Origin of the sequence: Streptomyces decoyicus (genome assembly GCF_019880305.1) — a bacterium.
GTDB classification, from domain to species: Bacteria; Actinomycetota; Actinomycetes; order Streptomycetales; family Streptomycetaceae; genus Streptomyces; species Streptomyces decoyicus.
The window spans coordinates 3,260,295-3,274,778 of sequence record NZ_CP082301.1; the positions used below are offsets into that span (position 1 = coordinate 3,260,295).

Here is a 14,484-nt window from a genome sequence, read left to right on the forward strand (position 1 = left end):
CGCTCGCGCCCAAGAGATGCTGTCGACACGAAATGTAGATTCAGTGACTGTGAAAGAAGCCCTCGATCCGCTGACGGGGCCCACCATCACGCCATCCGCACAGGTCAGCATCGTCGTCATCGCCTTCAACGATGCCGGCCATGTCTGCGAGGCGGTGCGCTCCGCACTCGCGCAGGGGCCCCCTGGCGAAACGGTCACCGAAGTGATCGCGGTGAACGACGCCTCCACCGACGGCACCGGCGCCGCCCTGGACGCCCTCGCCCACACCGAACCACGGCTGCGGGTGATCCACCGCGACACGAACAGCGGCGGCTGCGGCACCCCGCGCAACGACGGCCTGCGCGCCGCCACCGGACAGTTCGTGATGTTCCTCGACAGCGACGACGTGCTGCCCCCGGGCGCGGCCCGGGCGCTGCTGGCCGCCGCTCTGGAACATGACGCCCCGGTCGCGGCCGGCGCCTGCGTACGCCGTGAGCTGCCCGCGCACCGCGATGTCGCCTGGCAGCCCGGCCTCTACCGCGAGCCGGCGGTCCACAGCTCCCCCGAGGACAGCCCCCAGCTGGTCCGGGACACTCTGTGCGTCAACAAGCTCTACGAGCGGGCGTTCCTCTCCGCGCACGGCATCACCTTCCCCGAGGGCCGCTTCACCTACGAGGACTTCGTGTTCACCGCGCGGGTGCTGGCCGCCGCCCCGCGGGTGGTCACGATCCCCGACCGCGTCTATGTCTGGCATGTGCGCCGGTCGGCCGCCCGGCAGTCGATCTCGCTGGACCGCAAGGACGTCGCCAACTGGCAGGCGCGGATCGCGGCGCACCGCGCCAGCGTGCAGATCTTCCAGGACGCCGGGCACAAGGCGCTGGCGCACGCCGCGGGCACCAAGTTCCTCGACCACGATCTGCGGATGTACGTCCGCGAGCTGCACACCCGCGGCGCCGACTACCGCACCGAGTGGTGGCGGCTGACCCGTGACTATCTGGCCGGTTTCGACGAGGCCGATCTGCGGGCGGCGCGCGCCCCGGCCCGCTGGCTGGCCCGGGTGGTGCTGGCCTCGCCGGCCCCGCGGGACCTGGGACGGCTGACCCAGCTGGCGGCCCGGCCCGGCCGGCTGCTGCCGCCGTACGCGGAGGCCGACGGCCGCGCGGTGTGGTCCAAGGACCTGCCGGAGGTCGAACTGGACGCGATCGGCACCAAGCCGATGCACCGGCTGCCGGTGACCATAGATGCGGAGCCGTCCGTCAGCAGCCCCGGTGTGCTGCGGCTGCGGGTGCACGATCTGTACGGGCGGCTGGCCGCGGCCGGTCCCGAGAGCATCGATATCGAGCTGCGGCGCCGCCGGGACGACCGGCGCGGCCCGGTCCACACCGCCACGCTCACCCCGTCCCCGGCCGTCGGCGGTTCGGAGGCCTGCTGGACCGCCGAGGTCGTGCTGGATCTCGGCGCGCTGGTCGAGCGGGGCGGCCGGCACCGTGCCGACCCCGAGCCATGGGACCTGATGGCGCAGGTCAGCTGCGTGGACGGGGCCGGTTTCCGGGCCGCGCTGCGGGCCACGGGTCCGGGCCTGCGCCGCCGGGTGCTGCCCAGCCGCCGCCATGCCGTGCTGCTGGTGCAGCCGTATGCGACGACCGGCGGCGCACTGTCACTGCGGGTCGCCTCGGGCCCGCGCAGCGTATGGCGGATCGCCGCCCGGCGGCTGCGCGGCTGACCCGCCCCGGCCCGCCCCCCGCACTCTTCGACCCCGACCTAGGATTGGCGCTATGTCTTACTTGATCACGGGTGGTGCCGGCTACATCGGCGCCCATGTCGTACGGGCCCTTCGGCAGGCCGGCGAGACGGTCGTCGTCCTCGACGATCTGACGACGGGCGTGGCCGCCCGGATCCCCGAGGACGTCCCCCTGGTCGTCGGCTCCACGCTCGACCGCGAGCTGCTCGATGCCACCCTCGCCGAGCACGGCGTCACCGATGTCGTGCATCTGGCCGCCAAGAAGCAGGTCGGCGAGTCCGTCGAGATGCCGCTGCTCTACTACCGCGAGAACGTGCACGGTCTTCAGACGCTGCTGGAGGCGATGGCCTCGGGCGGTGTCGGCCGGCTGGTGTTCTCCTCCTCGGCCGCGGTCTACGGCATGCCGGATGTCGACCTGGTCACCGAGGAGACCCCCTGCACTCCGATCAACCCGTACGGCGAGACCAAGCTCGTCGGCGAGTGGATGGCCCGTGCGGTGGGCAAGGCGCACGGCATCAGCACCGCCTGTCTGCGCTACTTCAACGTCGCCGGGACGGCCACCCCCGAGCTGGCCGACACCGGGGTCTACAACATCGTCCCGATGGTCTTCGAGAAGCTCACCGAGGGCGCCGCACCGCGCATCTTCGGCGATGACTACGACACCCCCGACGGCACCTGCATCCGTGACTACATCCATGTCGCCGACCTCGCGGAGGCCCATGTGACGGCCGCCCGCAAGCTCGCCGAGCCGGGCCCCGTCCGCGATCTGACCCTCAACATCGGGCGCGGCGAGGGCGTTTCGGTGCGCGAGATGGTCGATCTGATCACCGAGATCACCGGGCATCAGGGCGTCACGGCCGAGGTCACCCCGCGCCGTGCGGGCGACCCGGCCCGGGTGGTCGCGGCCGCCGACCGGATCACCGCCGAGCTGGGCTGGAAGGCCCGTCACGACGTCCGCGACATGATCACCTCGGCGTGGGCGGGCTGGCAGCACCACCACCCGTCATGAGCCGCCCGCCGCGGCCGGTCTGCGGAGGATGAGGCAGGCCTGCGGGGTCGCCCCCCTGCCCTCCTCAGGCTCGCGCACCACCCGGGCCCGCACGGCGATCCGGTCCGGCGGCCGGCGCCGGAAGTCGGGCGACACCGGGTGGCCGAACGGCTCCGTCAAGTGCAGTGGCCCGTCCCCCACTTGGAAGGCGAGCAGCAGATGGCCGCCCTGGGCCGCCCGCGACATGCCCGGGGGCGCGGGTCGGTCAGGTCAGCGGGTGCGAGGTCCGGCCCGAGACCTCGTCGATCTCGTCGTGTGCCTTGGTCAGCAGCTTCATCGCCAGTTCGTTGAGCGCTCTGGCTCCCGCGACTTCCTCGCCGACCCTCGGCTGGTTCGAGTCGACGGGGTGGCGGCTGGCGTATCCGTGGGCCCGCACCTCGCTCCCGTCGGGGAGCCGTACGAGGGCGGCCGCGCGGGTTCGGTGGGTGTCCTCCTCGAATTCCATGTCGACATGCCATCCGACAGTGGTCTGCAACATGACGGTCACCTCCGGAGCCCCTGCTACCAGCGTGCGCCTGCCGGCCGGCAGGCGCACGCGGTCCGTCCCGGTCAGCCGCGCCGGCGGAGCAGCTGCCGCGCCGGGGAGCCGGCGCCGGGGACGGTGAGGGTCAGCGGTGTCCGCCCGTCGGCCGGACCGCCGGCCGTCCGGACCGGCAGTTCGCGGCGGAGCGGGCCCGCGGTCACCCGCAGCGCCACCCGCCAGGTGCCCGGGGGGCCGCTGCGCAGCAGGGAGCGCACGGTGTAGTGGTCGGCGGCGCCGCGTTCGACGGTGGTGCGCAGTGCCACCGTGCGCGTCGCGTCGTAGAGGATCAGCCGCAGCTCGGCGTCCACGGGGCAGCCGGGCAGGGTGAGGCGCGCGGTGAGGGTGGCCCGCCCGGAGCGGGTGCAGTCCGCCGCGCCGCGCAGATCGCCGCCGAGCGGGCGGCGTACCCCGTCCGGGTCCAGGTCGAGGTGGAGATGGCCGTGCGGCCGGGACAGGAAGAGCGCGGCGACGGCGGGTCCTGCCGGGCCCCGGCCGACGATCCGTGGCACGCACTCCTCCTCCGTGTCGTCCTCGGGGGCCAGCCAGGCCTCACGGCGGAAGGCGGGCCCGTCCGCGCCCTCCGTGCCGTGGGCGGTGACCGCGATCTTGAGGCCCCATATGCCGCCGGACAGCGGCCCGCCGTCGGCGGCGGTCGCCGGGTCGACGGCGGCCTGCCACGCGCCGTCCGCGTAATGGGCCGGGACACGGTGGGTGGCGCCGCTGCGGAGCAGCACGATCTCGACGGTGTCGCCGCCGAGCCAGGGAAGGGCGGCGGTGCCCCGCAGATGCAGTACGCCGCCCGCCCAGCGCCGGCGGACCAGCCGCTGGCGCAGCACCACACGGTCGGTGAGGTCGTAGCAGGCGTCGGGGAGGGCCCGCTGCGGGTCGCGGAAGTACGGGTAGTGGGCGTACACCCGGCCGTCGCCGTCGATGTGCGGCCGGTCCGGCTCCTGTGCGGTGTCGGCGCGCACGACGGCGGTCAGTTCGTCGTCGAGCCCGGCGCGCAGGCAGTGGGCGCGCAGCCGCAGCCGGGGCGGCAGGGCGGCCAGCACCCGGTCGGTGAGGTGGCGCGCGACGAGCGGGCGCGCGGCGGCGGCCATCCGCTGCCGGCCGGCCGCGTCGCGGGCGAGGTAGGCGGCCCCGAAGGGCATGAGTATCTCGCCGTGGAAGTGCCGGACCATCAGGGTGTCGCGCTGCTCGCCGGGCGGGACCTCGGCCGCGAGACCGTCGAGGACGGTGCCGATGTAGGCGAGGTACTCGCACCAGTCCATGTCCTGACGGCTGGCGTTGCTGTTGTCGTCGCGTCCGTGCAGGTAGTAGCAGTCGTGATCGGCGAGGACGGAGACGGTCTCGGCGCGCAGCAGGGCGGTGATGCCGAACGGCAGGTCCTCGGCCAGCAGCCGGCCCTCGACGAAGCGCAGCCCGTGTTTTTCGACGAAGGAGCGGCGGAAGAGCTTGTAGGCGGCCAGGGACCAGTAGACCGGGGAGTCGAAGACCGAGACCTTCTCGCTGGTGGTGCGCAGCTCGACGGGGGCCGCGCGGCCGTCGGCGCCGACGATCCGGCCGTAGACGATGTCCGAGCCGCATTTCTCGGCCATGCGGGTGAGCCGGAGCAGGGCCTCGGTGCCGAGCCGGTCGTCGGAGTCGAGGAAGAAGACGTAGTCGCCGGTGGCGCGGTCCAGTCCGGCGTTGCGGGGCTTGCCCGCGCCGCCCGAGGCCTCCTGGTGCAGCACGGTCAGATTGGGGTGGCGGCGGGCCTGTTCGGCCAGCCATTCCGCGCTGCCGTCGGTGGATCCGTCATCGACCGCGATCACCTCGATGCGGCGCTGGTCGAGCGTCTGGGCGAAGACGGAGCCGAGGCTGCGGTCGAGGTAGCGCCGGGTGTTGTGCACCGGCACGATCACGGAGACCGTCGGTGTCATGGTGTCCGGGCCGGCGGGAGCCGCGGCCACGAGATCGTCAGGGGCGGGCAACGTGCCCTCCGTTCTTTACTCAATCCCCCGAATTGCCCGGCGTCCCAGCCGAGCAAAAGGGACTATTAAGACATATAACGTGGGGTGAACGTTCGCCGATCGTGGAGGAGTGCCGGTGGCTCCGACGCCCGCCACCCCACAAGAGGCGGTCCGGCCCCTGGAGGTTGCCCGGCCCCTTCCCCCGAAGGAACGCCCGCCCGCCGCGCACCGGCCCCGCGGGCGGCCGCCGGCGCCCTGGCTCGCGGCGGCCCTGTCCATGGGGGCGTACTGCCTCGCCCTCGCCCTGTACGGCAGCTACCCGTTCGGCCCGCGCTCCCGCGCCGTCAACGACCTGGGCAATCAGTTCGTGCCGTTGCACGCCCGGCTGTGGGACTTGATGCACGGCACCACCAGCGGCGATCTGTTCTTCAACTGGAGCAGCGGCTACGGCGTCCCGTTCCTCGCCGACTTCTTCACCTATCTGATGAACCCCTTCTCCTGGCTCGTCGGGCTCTTCCCCCGCGCGCTGGCCGACCTCCCCGTCTTCCTGGTCACCCTGCTCAGCATCGGCCTGGGCACCGCCCTGATGACCGTCTTCCTCGGCCGGCTGCACCAGGGCTCCGGCCTGCTGCGGGCGCTGCTGTCGGCGGGCTACGGGCTGTGCGCCTGGGTGCTGAACGACGGTTTCGCCGACCCGATGTGGATGTGGGGCCTGGTCGCACTGCCCCTGCTGGGGATCGCCGCGGACTGGTGTCTGCGCCGCACCCGTTGGGTGTCCGGCACCCTGCTGGTCGCCCTCGCCTGGGCGGGCAATTTCTATACGGCCGCGATGGCGACCCTGGCGATGGCGCTGGTGCTGGTGCTGCGGCTGCTGACGGCCTCCCGGGTGACGTGGCGCGACCGGGGGGAGGCGCTGGCCCGCGCCGCCTCGATGGCGCTGACCGGAATCCTGCTCGCCGCCCCCGTACTGACCGTCACCCTCCAGGCCGGCCGGTCCGCCCAGCCGGCCCCCGCGATGCCCTACGACGACCCGCCGTCGCTGCTCGCCCAGTGGGCCCAGCTGCTGCCCGGCGGCCCCCCCGGGACCTCGGCCCCCAACATCTCCATCGGGATCCCCGGGCTGCTGCTGGTGGCCGTCTTCCCGTTCGTGCGCGCCCTGCCGCTGCGGGTGCGCCTCGGCTGGTACGGCCTGGCGGCGGGCGTCGCCGCCTCGTTCACCTGGGAGCCGACGATCCTGCTGTGGCACGGTTTCGCCCTGCCCAACGGCAGCCTCTACCGCGCCGCCTTCGTCCTCAGCGGCATCCTCGTGATGATCTCCTGGCTCGCGCTGGCACACCACCCGCGGCCCCGCGAACTGGCCGCGGGCGCGGCGCTGGTCGCGCTGCTCGCCTGGCTCTGCCGCGACCAGCCCGCGGTCGGCACCACCACCTGGATCCTGGTGGCCGGCGGCGGCGCGGTGACCCTCCTGGGGCTGGCCGCGCTCACCGCGCCGCACACCTCCCGCACCCGGGCCGCCGTCACCGCCGCGCTGACCTGCACCGTCCTGCTCGGCTCGGCGTACACCGCGCTGTCCGTGACCGCGGTACGGGACGGGATCGACTGGTTCCAGCCCAAGATCACGCTGTCCGGGCCCTCGCTCGCGGCGCGGGACGGGCTGCTCGCCCGCGCCGACTGGCCGCGCTCCCGCACCGATCCGGGCCCGCACGAGTTCGCCGACAACGACCCGCTGCTGCTCGGCGGCGAGGGCGGCTCGTACTACAGCAGCTTCGTGCCCGCGGCCACCGCCCGCACCCTCCAAGGCCTGGGCGCCGGCTGGTACATGAAGGGCCGTCATACGCTCAGCTTCGAGGACCCGGCGGGCCGGGCGCTCATGGGCGTCAGCAGCTCCCTGTCCCCGGTGCCGCAGCGCCGCGCCCTGTCCGTCCCCCGTCCGGCGCGCCCGGCTCCCCTCCTGACCGTACGCCCCACGCTGCCGCCCGCCGTCGGCGCGGAGACCGTCTTCGCCCGCCAGGAGCGGGTGCTGGGAGCCGCCGTGTACGAGGTGCCGGCCCTGACGCCCGCCGCGGGCGCGGCCCCGGTGCCCGACCGTGACGGCTGGCTGCTGCCCGCGGCGCGGCGGCCGGGGACGGACCCGGACAGCGCGGGGACCACCTTCACGGCGCACTGCACCCCGGGCAGCACCGCCCTCTGGTACGCGCCCTGGTTCTCCGGTGAGGTCAGCGGCCTGGGCGGGCGCTCCACGGGCATCGGCAACCATGACGTCACCGCCAATCCGCTGCGGCCCCTGGGCCCGGTGCCCGCGGACGGCACGGTGTCGGTGCGCTTCCTCGGCAAGGGCCCGCAGCACGTCCCCCGGCAGGCGCTCGGTTGTCTGTCCGGGCGCAAGCTGACGGCGGCGGTGAACGCGCTGCGGGCCCGGGGCCCGGTGGCACTGACCGCCGGCGGCCACCGGCTGACGGCCCGGCTGCACCCGGGCAGCAGGGGCAGCGCGGTGCTGGCGCTGCCGGCCGTGCCGGGGTGGGGCTGTTCGGTGGACGGCGGGCCGCGGCAGGCACCGGACTCGTTCGGCGGTCTGCTCGCCGTTCCGCTGGGCCCGGGGGCCGGGCGGCTGTCGTGCTCCTACCTGCCGCCGGGCCTGCAGACGGGGCTTGCGGGGAGCGTCGCGGCGGCGCTCGTGGTCGCCGCGGTGGCCGTCTCCGGCGCCGTGCGCGGCCGGCGGCGCGTCCGCCACCACCCCGCCCTGCACCCGGCGACCGCCCCGCCGATGTGCCGAATCACCCCTCAGGGGCCGGTGTCCGAGCCGCCCCCCGGCCCCGGCGAAAAGGGCTGCTCATGAAGCTTTCCATCGTCGTCCCCTGCTACAACGAAGAGGCCGTCCTGAGCCGTTTCGACGCCACGGTCCGCACGGTCCTCGCCTCGCTCGCCGTCGAGTACGAGCTCTGTTACGTGGACGACGGCAGCGCCGACGGCACCCTGGCCCGGCTGCGCGGCCTCGCCCAGCAGCACCGCGGCACCACCCGCTACCTCTCCTTCAGCCGTAACTTCGGCAAGGAGCCCGCCATACTGGCCGGCCTGAAGGCGGCGACCGGCGACGCGGTGATCCTCATGGACGCCGATCTCCAGCATCCGCCCGAGCTCATCGAGACGATGCTCGACCTCTACCAGCTCGGCCACGACCAGGTCGTCGCCAAGCGCAGCCGGACCGGCGACCGGCGGCTGCGGACCGTGCTGAGCAGGCTCTACTACCGCACCGTCAACACCTGGGTCGATGTCGAACTCACCGACGGGGCGGGCGACTTCCGGCTGCTGTCGCGCAAGGCCGTGGACGCGCTGCTCGCGCTGCCGGAGTACCACCGCTTCTCCAAGGGCCTGTTCTCCTGGATCGGCTTCGACACCGTCACCTTCGACTACCGCAATGCCGCCCGGGAAGCCGGCGAGACGAAGTGGCGCTTCGGCTCACTGGTCAATTACGGCATCGACGGCATGCTCTCCTTCAACTGCCGCCCGCTGCGGCTGGCCATCTACGCCGGGCTCGGCCTCGCCTCGCTCGCCGCCGTCTACACCCTGTGGATCATCGGTGCGGCCCTCGTGGGCGGCCCCACCGCCCCGGGCTATGTGACGCTGGTGGCCATCATCGTGGGCCTGGGCGGGCTCCAGATGGTGATGCTCGGACTGATCGGCGAGTACATCGGGCGGATCTACTACGAGGCCAAGCGGCGCCCGCACTTCCTGGTCAAGGAGAGCAACGCCGTCACGCCCGGCACGCCCGTCACCGCCGCCACGCCCGCCGCGCGCGGTCCGGCGGGCGCCGCCACCCCCGGCCAACGGGCCGGCTGATGCGCGCCCTGCCCACGCCCGGCCGCCGGTGCCAGATCGTGCGCTTCGCCGCCGTCGGCGGGGTCAACACCCTGACGTTCTACGCCTGTTATCTGCCGCTGCACCGTCTGCTGCCGTACTTCGCGGCCTACACCGCCGCCTTTGTGACGAGCATGGCCGGCTCCTTCTTCCTGAACACCTACTTCACCTACCGCACCCGCCCGACCTGGACGAAGTTCCTGCTCTTCCCGCTGACACAGGTCACCAACTACGGCGTGCAGAGCGCGGGGCTGGTGGTGCTGGTGGGCTGGTGCGGGATGAACACCGCGGTGGCGCCGCTGGTGGCGGCGCTGTGCGCCCTCCCCTTCAGCTATCTGGTCTCCCGGCGCATTCTGCGCCCGTCCGCCCGGTCCGGTCCGAGCACCAAGGCCGGTCCGCCCCCGGTCCGCTCCGGCGGACCCGCCTGAGCCCGCCAGCCGCCGAACAACGCGCTCTGCCCGACGGAGGCCTGACGCGTCGTGTACAGCCTGCCGTCGAGGCCCAGCGCGACCACCACCGCGCGCCCGACGGCATCCTGGGCGACACCGGCCGCCGCCGAATGCGGCACCCTGCCCCGCTGCCAGGGCCTGGGGCCCTCCTGGGCCATCGCCATCCGTACGTCGCCCGCGTCATCGCGCGCCGCGAGCACCATCCGGTCACCGCTGCCGACCGGCGCCACCGCCACCCGCCCGTAGCCGCCGACCGCCTCGCACCGCGCCGACACCCGCCAGCCGCCGATCATCCGCTGCCGCTCGGCGATCAGCACCTGCGCGGTGACCGACCGCCGGAAGACGGCCCGCACCGCGCCGTCGGCCACACCGACGATGCTGACCGGGCCGGCCGGCTGCGGCAGTCCGGTGGCCGCAGCCGGCCGCGGGAGCTGCCCCGGTTCCTTGGACACCCAGTGCTGCACGGTCCCGACGGTCGGCGCGACCAGATGGATCAGCCCGTCGGAGTCCACACAGGCATCCAGCCCGTCGACGATCCGCGGTGACGCCTTCAGGGTGCTGACCGGGCCCTCCAGCCGCTGCCACAGCGACCAGTTCCCGCCGTGCGGACCGCTGCGGTGGGCGACATTGCCGTCCCAGGTGCGTACGAAGACATGCACCGTGCCGTCCGGGGTGGCCACCGCCGCCGGGAAGCCGGTCTCCAGCGACCGGACCGGGTCCGGGTCCGGCGAGCCCAGCGACTCCCAGCGCGCGAAGACGGGGCTGCCGTCGGGGGCGGTGCCGCGCTGCGGCGCGGTCAGCAGCTCGCGGCGGTGGGCGGCGTTGCGGCCCGGCAGCACGGTGCGGGAGGCGAACAGCTGGAGCGCACCGCCGGGGCGGCGCACCACCTGGATCTGCCCCTGCAACAGCTCACCGCCGACCGGCACCGGCGCACCGAAACTCCCGCTGCCCGGACGGGTCTCCGCCCAGCAGTACGCCGTACCGCCCAGCACCGCGAAGGCGGCGAGCCGGCCGTCCGCGGCCCGGCGGACCCAGGCGTTGGAGCCGGGCGCGCGCAGCCGGGTGCTGCGGGTCCAGTTGCGGGAGCCGCCGTTGAGCGCCGAGCCGCCCACCTTGCGGTCGCCGCAGCCCGCCGGGTCGCCGCAGGCGCGGTGGTCGGCCCAGCCGTAGACCGACAGCAGCCGGGCCTTGCGGCGGGCGGCCCTGAGGTCGAGGTCGTTGGGCAGCGCACCGGCCTCGTAACCGAGGTAGTTCTCCACGACCGCGGGGCGGCCCCGGCCGGCGTAGGCGGCCAGCGCGGCCTGCGCGAAGTAGGCGGAGGCGGTGTGGTCCTGATGGTCGTAGTAGCGCAGCCCCACCAGCCGCGGGTCGCGGTCCGGGGTGGCCGGCGGCCGTCTGCGGGAGTGCACCGCGTTGGGGTCCAGGGTGCGTACGACCGTGGGCCGGACCCGGTCGAGCACCGCCACCAGGGTCTCGGTGAGCTGGTCGCGGGTGTAGTGGAACTGCCGCTTCACGGGGGTGCCCACGGGGCGCAGCGTGGGGAGGGTGCCGGTGGCCCCCAGCCACAGACCGCGCAGAGTGGCCGCCCGGGACTGCCAGACGGCCCTGGCCTCCACCAGCCCCAGGAAGATCAGCTGGTGCTGCGGGGCGTCGCGCAGCGTCTGGATCTCCACCTCGAAGCCGGGGAGCAGCGACAGCGCCGCGACGTCCCAGCGGGCGGCGGGGTCGCCGGTGGCCATCGCGGCGTGGGCGGCACGCAGTCCGTTGGCCCGCGCCCGGGCGAAGGCGGCCCGGTTCTGCGGGACGCGGGCGGGATCGGGGGCGCGCCGGCTGACGTTGCGGCCGTCGGCCTCGCCGCCCGTGAGGCAGACGGTGACCGAGCGCGCCCCGCCGCGCAGGGACTGCTCCAGGTCGGGGTTCATGAAGTACAGCCCGTCATCGGCATGCGCGATGACCTGGAGGAAGGACTGGGCCGCCGGATCGGCCAGGGACCCTCCTGGGCCTGCCGGTTCGGCCGTACGGGGCGGGTGGTCCGACAGCCGGGCCCAGACGCCCGCACCCGCCGTCGCGGCGAGCACACCGCCGCCGGTGGCCTGGAGCAGCCGGCGGCGGGAGACACGGGGCGGGTGCGCGGGTGACACGCCCTCAGTATTCGGTCGTCCGCGCGATCCCGCTCACCCGAAACCCGCACTTCACCAGATCCGCGAGGAGCACCACGGAAGTGTCAGGCTCGCCCCGGACAGAGGTGGCGCGCCGGATTCCCCGCCGCGGCACCCCGCACGCCGTTCCGGTCCCGGCCCCGGTCCTGCCGTCTCAGCGCCCGCCGAGCGCGCTGACCACCGCCGCCGTCAGCTCGTCGAGATAGCCGGACGGCACCTCGTCACGGACGACCAGCAGGCGCCAGTAGAGCGGGCCGGTCAGCAGGTCCAGGGCCAGCCGGCCGTCCGCACCGGCCGGGATCTCCCCGCGCTCGACGGCGCGCGCCACCATCGCCGCGGCGATGCCCTGCTGGCTGTCGTGCAGCGCGGCCTTCAGCGCACTCGCCAGCTCCGGACTGCGGGCCGCCTCCGCCAGCAGGTCCGGGATGATCTGCGAGGCCATCGGGTGCCGCAGCGCACGGGCCGCGACCTCCAACAGCATCCGCACGTCACCGTGGAGCGAACCGGTGTCGGGGGTCGGCATGCCCGCCGCGGCCACCGCGGAGACCACATCGAGAACGAGGTGCAGCTTGGAGCGCCACCGCCGGTAGACGGCGGTCTTGCCGACGCCCGCCCGTCGCGCGATGCCTTCGATCGACATCCGGGCGAAGCCCACCGCGGCGAGCTCCTCGAAGACCGCGGCGCGGATCGCCTCGGTCTTGTCCTCGCGTAGTACGGCGGCGCCTGCCGGGGTCCGGCGCGCCGCCACGGAGTCGTTCCCGCTGCCGTCTTTTGCCATGCCGGGAGCATAGCGTCACGACGCTACGGTTGCGTTTCGACGTGAGCTCCCTTTAGTGTCGGCGTCGCGACGATACGGGCCCGTTCCGTCGTAGGCTCCCCGTTCTCGTTCCACCGCCCCCGTACGCAAGCGAAAGCGGCCTCCTCGATGCCCCAGACCCTCGCGCCTCCGGCCCCCGCACCGGCCGGGGCGCCCGCCTCCGGCACCTCTCCCGACCCCGAGCTGAGCGCGCTGGCCGAGCGCCACGGCCTCACGGTGAGCGGGGCCCGCCCCTCGCTGTCGGAGTACGTCCGGCAGCTGTGGGACCGGCGGCACTTCATCTCCGCCTTTGCCAGTGCCAAGCTGACGGCGCAGTACAGCCAGGCCAAGCTGGGACAGGTCTGGCAGGTGGCGACGCCGCTGCTGAACGCGCTCGTCTACTACTTGATCTTCGGTCTGCTGATCGGCACGAGGAAGGGCGTCCCGGACTTCGTCCCGTTCCTGGTGACCGGTGTCTTCATCTTCACCTTCACCCAGAGCTCGGTGATGGCCGGAACGCGGTCGATCTCGGGCAACCTGGGCCTGGTGCGGGCGCTGCACTTCCCGCGCGCCTGCCTGCCCATCTCGTTCTGCCTGATGCAGCTGCAGCAGCTGCTGTTCTCGATGGGTGTGCTGGTGGTGATCCTGCTCGGTTTCGGGCAGATCCCCACCTGGTCGTGGCTGCTGGCCGTCCCGGCGCTGACGCTCCAGTTCGTCTTCAACACCGGCCTGGCGATGGTCATGGCCCGGCTGGGCAGCAAGACCCCGGACCTGGCGCAGCTGATGCCGTTCATCATGCGGACGTGGATGTATGCGTCGGGCGTGATGTTCAGCATCGACCTGATCCTCAAGGGCAAGCACGTCCCGGCCTTCGTGGAGGTGCTGCTGAACGCCAACCCGGCCGCCGTGTACATCGACCTGATGCGCTTCGCGCTGATCGACAGCTTCACGCACCACAAGCTGCCGCCGCATGTGTGGGCGTTCGCCGGGGGCTGGGCGCTGCTGATGGGCGTCGTCGGCTTTGTGTACTTCTGGAAGGCTGAGGAGCGGTACGGACGTGGCTGAGCAGAGCAACGGCATCGAGCCGACAGAAGCCGCGGAGGCCCGCATCCCGACGGTGATCGCGGACGATCTGCACATCGTCTACCGGGTCTACGGCACCGGTACGGGCAAGGGCGGTGCCACCGCGGCGCTCAACCGCATCGTCCGGCGCAAGCCCTCGGCGGGCGTACGCGAGGTGCACGCGGTCAAGGGCGTCTCGTTCACCGCCTACCGCGGCGAGTCCATCGGCCTGATCGGCTCCAACGGCTCGGGCAAGTCGACGCTGCTCAAGGCGGTCGCCGGCCTGCTGCCCGCCGAGCGCGGCAAGGTCTACACCCACGGCCAGCCCTCGCTGCTGGGCGTGAACGCCGCGCTGATGAACGACCTGACCGGCGAGAAGAACGTCCTCCTCGGCGGCCTGGCCATGGGCATGTCCCGCGACCAGGTCCGCGAGCGCTACGACGGCATCGTCGACTTCTCCGGCATCAACGAGAAGGGCGACTTCATCTCGCTGCCGATGCGCACCTACTCCTCCGGCATGGCCGCCCGGCTGCGGTTCTCCATCGCCGCGGCCAAGGACCACGACGTGCTGATGATCGACGAGGCCCTGGCCACCGGCGACCGCAGCTTCCAAAAGCGCTCCGAGGCCCGCATCCGCGAACTGCGCAAGGAAGCCGGCACGGTCTTCCTGGTCAGCCACAACAACAAGTCCATCCGCGACACCTGCGACCGCGTCCTGTGGCTGGAGCGCGGCGAACTGCTGATGGACGGCCCGACGGACGAAGTGATCAAGGCATACGAGGACCACCACCGCTAGGCCCGGAGTGATCCGAAAGACACCGCGTCCACGCCCCGGAGCCGGTCCGGCGGACCACGACCGGCTCCGCCCGCGCCGCACGGAAACGGGGACGGCCCCGGAAGCCTGAGCTTCCGGGGCCGTC

The 14,484-nt window shown here is 73.3% G+C and carries 12 protein-coding genes; 7 read left to right on the plus strand and 5 right to left on the minus strand.

The features are described from left to right. Nucleotides 1-49 precede the first annotated feature (49 nt). Nucleotides 50-1,702, plus strand: coding sequence for a glycosyltransferase family 2 protein (locus tag K7C20_RS14255; protein WP_078953436.1), 1,653 nt, complete (start codon nt 50-52; stop codon nt 1,700-1,702). Between the two features lie 52 nt (nt 1,703-1,754). Next, nucleotides 1,755-2,729: a UDP-glucose 4-epimerase GalE gene (galE, locus tag K7C20_RS14260; RefSeq protein WP_053209870.1), complete on the plus strand. Its 975-nt coding sequence runs from the start codon at nt 1,755-1,757 to the stop codon at nt 2,727-2,729. Here the strand turns inward: galE and K7C20_RS14265 are convergent. The 3 genes from K7C20_RS14265 to K7C20_RS14275 all read right to left on the minus strand — a co-directional run bounded on the left by K7C20_RS14265 (nt 2,724) and on the right by K7C20_RS14275 (nt 5,264). Next, nucleotides 2,724-2,954 (minus strand): hypothetical protein, encoded by a 231-nt coding sequence (locus K7C20_RS14265; RefSeq protein ID WP_030083526.1) that lies wholly within the window; start codon nt 2,952-2,954, stop codon nt 2,724-2,726. The two genes, galE and K7C20_RS14265, sit on opposite strands and share 6 nt — an antisense overlap. A 19-nt stretch (nt 2,955-2,973) precedes the next feature. Next, complete coding sequence (locus tag K7C20_RS14270; RefSeq protein WP_053209871.1) at nt 2,974-3,246, minus strand: DUF1876 domain-containing protein; 273 nt, start codon at nt 3,244-3,246, stop codon at nt 2,974-2,976. Nucleotides 3,247-3,317: 71 nt separating this feature from the next. After that, nucleotides 3,318-5,264 carry a glycosyltransferase family 2 protein gene (locus K7C20_RS14275; protein ID WP_053209872.1) on the minus strand — a complete coding sequence of 649 codons (1,947 nt, stop codon included), beginning with the start codon at nt 5,262-5,264 and terminating at the stop codon, nt 3,318-3,320. A gap of 115 nt (nt 5,265-5,379) precedes the next feature. Here K7C20_RS14275 and K7C20_RS14280 point away from each other — a divergent pair, with 115 nt between their 5' ends. The 3 genes from K7C20_RS14280 to K7C20_RS14290 are packed head-to-tail and all read left to right on the plus strand — an operon-like array spanning nt 5,380 to nt 9,526. Then, nucleotides 5,380-8,079 (plus strand): YfhO family protein, encoded by a 2,700-nt coding sequence (locus K7C20_RS14280; RefSeq protein ID WP_107083474.1) that lies wholly within the window; start codon nt 5,380-5,382, stop codon nt 8,077-8,079. Then, complete coding sequence (locus K7C20_RS14285) at nt 8,076-9,080, plus strand: glycosyltransferase family 2 protein (RefSeq protein ID WP_053209873.1); 1,005 nt, start codon at nt 8,076-8,078, stop codon at nt 9,078-9,080. Before K7C20_RS14280 ends, K7C20_RS14285 begins: the two co-directional genes overlap by 4 nt. Next, a complete protein-coding gene (locus K7C20_RS14290) occupies nt 9,080-9,526 on the plus strand; it encodes a GtrA family protein (RefSeq protein ID WP_053209874.1) in 447 nt (148 codons plus the stop codon). The genes K7C20_RS14285 and K7C20_RS14290 overlap by 1 nt, the downstream gene beginning before the upstream one ends. Here K7C20_RS14290 and K7C20_RS14295 read toward each other — a convergent pair. Continuing rightward, entirely contained in the window at nt 9,430-11,688 is a 2,259-nt protein-coding gene (locus K7C20_RS14295) for a PIG-L family deacetylase (protein ID WP_063781295.1), read from the minus strand. The two genes, K7C20_RS14290 and K7C20_RS14295, sit on opposite strands and share 97 nt — an antisense overlap. A gap of 172 nt (nt 11,689-11,860) precedes the next feature. Beyond that, nucleotides 11,861-12,484, minus strand: coding sequence for a TetR/AcrR family transcriptional regulator (locus K7C20_RS14300; RefSeq protein WP_030083539.1), 624 nt, complete (start codon nt 12,482-12,484; stop codon nt 11,861-11,863). A 147-nt stretch (nt 12,485-12,631) separates the two neighbouring features. On the opposite strand from K7C20_RS14300, the gene K7C20_RS14305 reads away from it, so the two are divergent. After that, the gene (locus K7C20_RS14305) at nt 12,632-13,567 is read left to right on the plus strand and encodes an ABC transporter permease (protein ID WP_222892598.1); all 936 of its coding nucleotides are present in this window, start codon (nt 12,632-12,634) and stop codon (nt 13,565-13,567) included. Continuing rightward, nucleotides 13,560-14,360 carry an ABC transporter ATP-binding protein gene (locus K7C20_RS14310; RefSeq protein WP_222892600.1) on the plus strand — a complete coding sequence of 267 codons (801 nt, stop codon included), beginning with the start codon at nt 13,560-13,562 and terminating at the stop codon, nt 14,358-14,360. The genes K7C20_RS14305 and K7C20_RS14310 overlap by 8 nt, the downstream gene beginning before the upstream one ends. The last annotated feature ends 124 nt before the right edge of the window (nt 14,361-14,484 follow it).

Excerpts from the sequence above, each read along its gene's own strand:
- galE (WP_053209870.1), top strand. The coding sequence starts at position 1,755 with ATGTCTTACTTGATCACGGGTGGTGCCGGCTACATCGGCGCCCATGTC.
- K7C20_RS14265 (WP_030083526.1), bottom strand. The coding sequence starts at position 2,954 with ATGTCGCGGGCGGCCCAGGGCGGCCATCTGCTGCTCGCCTTCCAAGTG.
- K7C20_RS14270 (WP_053209871.1), bottom strand. The coding sequence starts at position 3,246 with ATGTTGCAGACCACTGTCGGATGGCATGTCGACATGGAATTCGAGGAG.
- K7C20_RS14285 (WP_053209873.1), top strand. The coding sequence starts at position 8,076 with ATGAAGCTTTCCATCGTCGTCCCCTGCTACAACGAAGAGGCCGTCCTG.
- K7C20_RS14290 (WP_053209874.1), top strand. The coding sequence starts at position 9,080 with ATGCGCGCCCTGCCCACGCCCGGCCGCCGGTGCCAGATCGTGCGCTTC.
- K7C20_RS14300 (WP_030083539.1), bottom strand. The coding sequence starts at position 12,484 with ATGGCAAAAGACGGCAGCGGGAACGACTCCGTGGCGGCGCGCCGGACC.
- K7C20_RS14305 (WP_222892598.1), top strand. The coding sequence starts at position 12,632 with ATGCCCCAGACCCTCGCGCCTCCGGCCCCCGCACCGGCCGGGGCGCCC.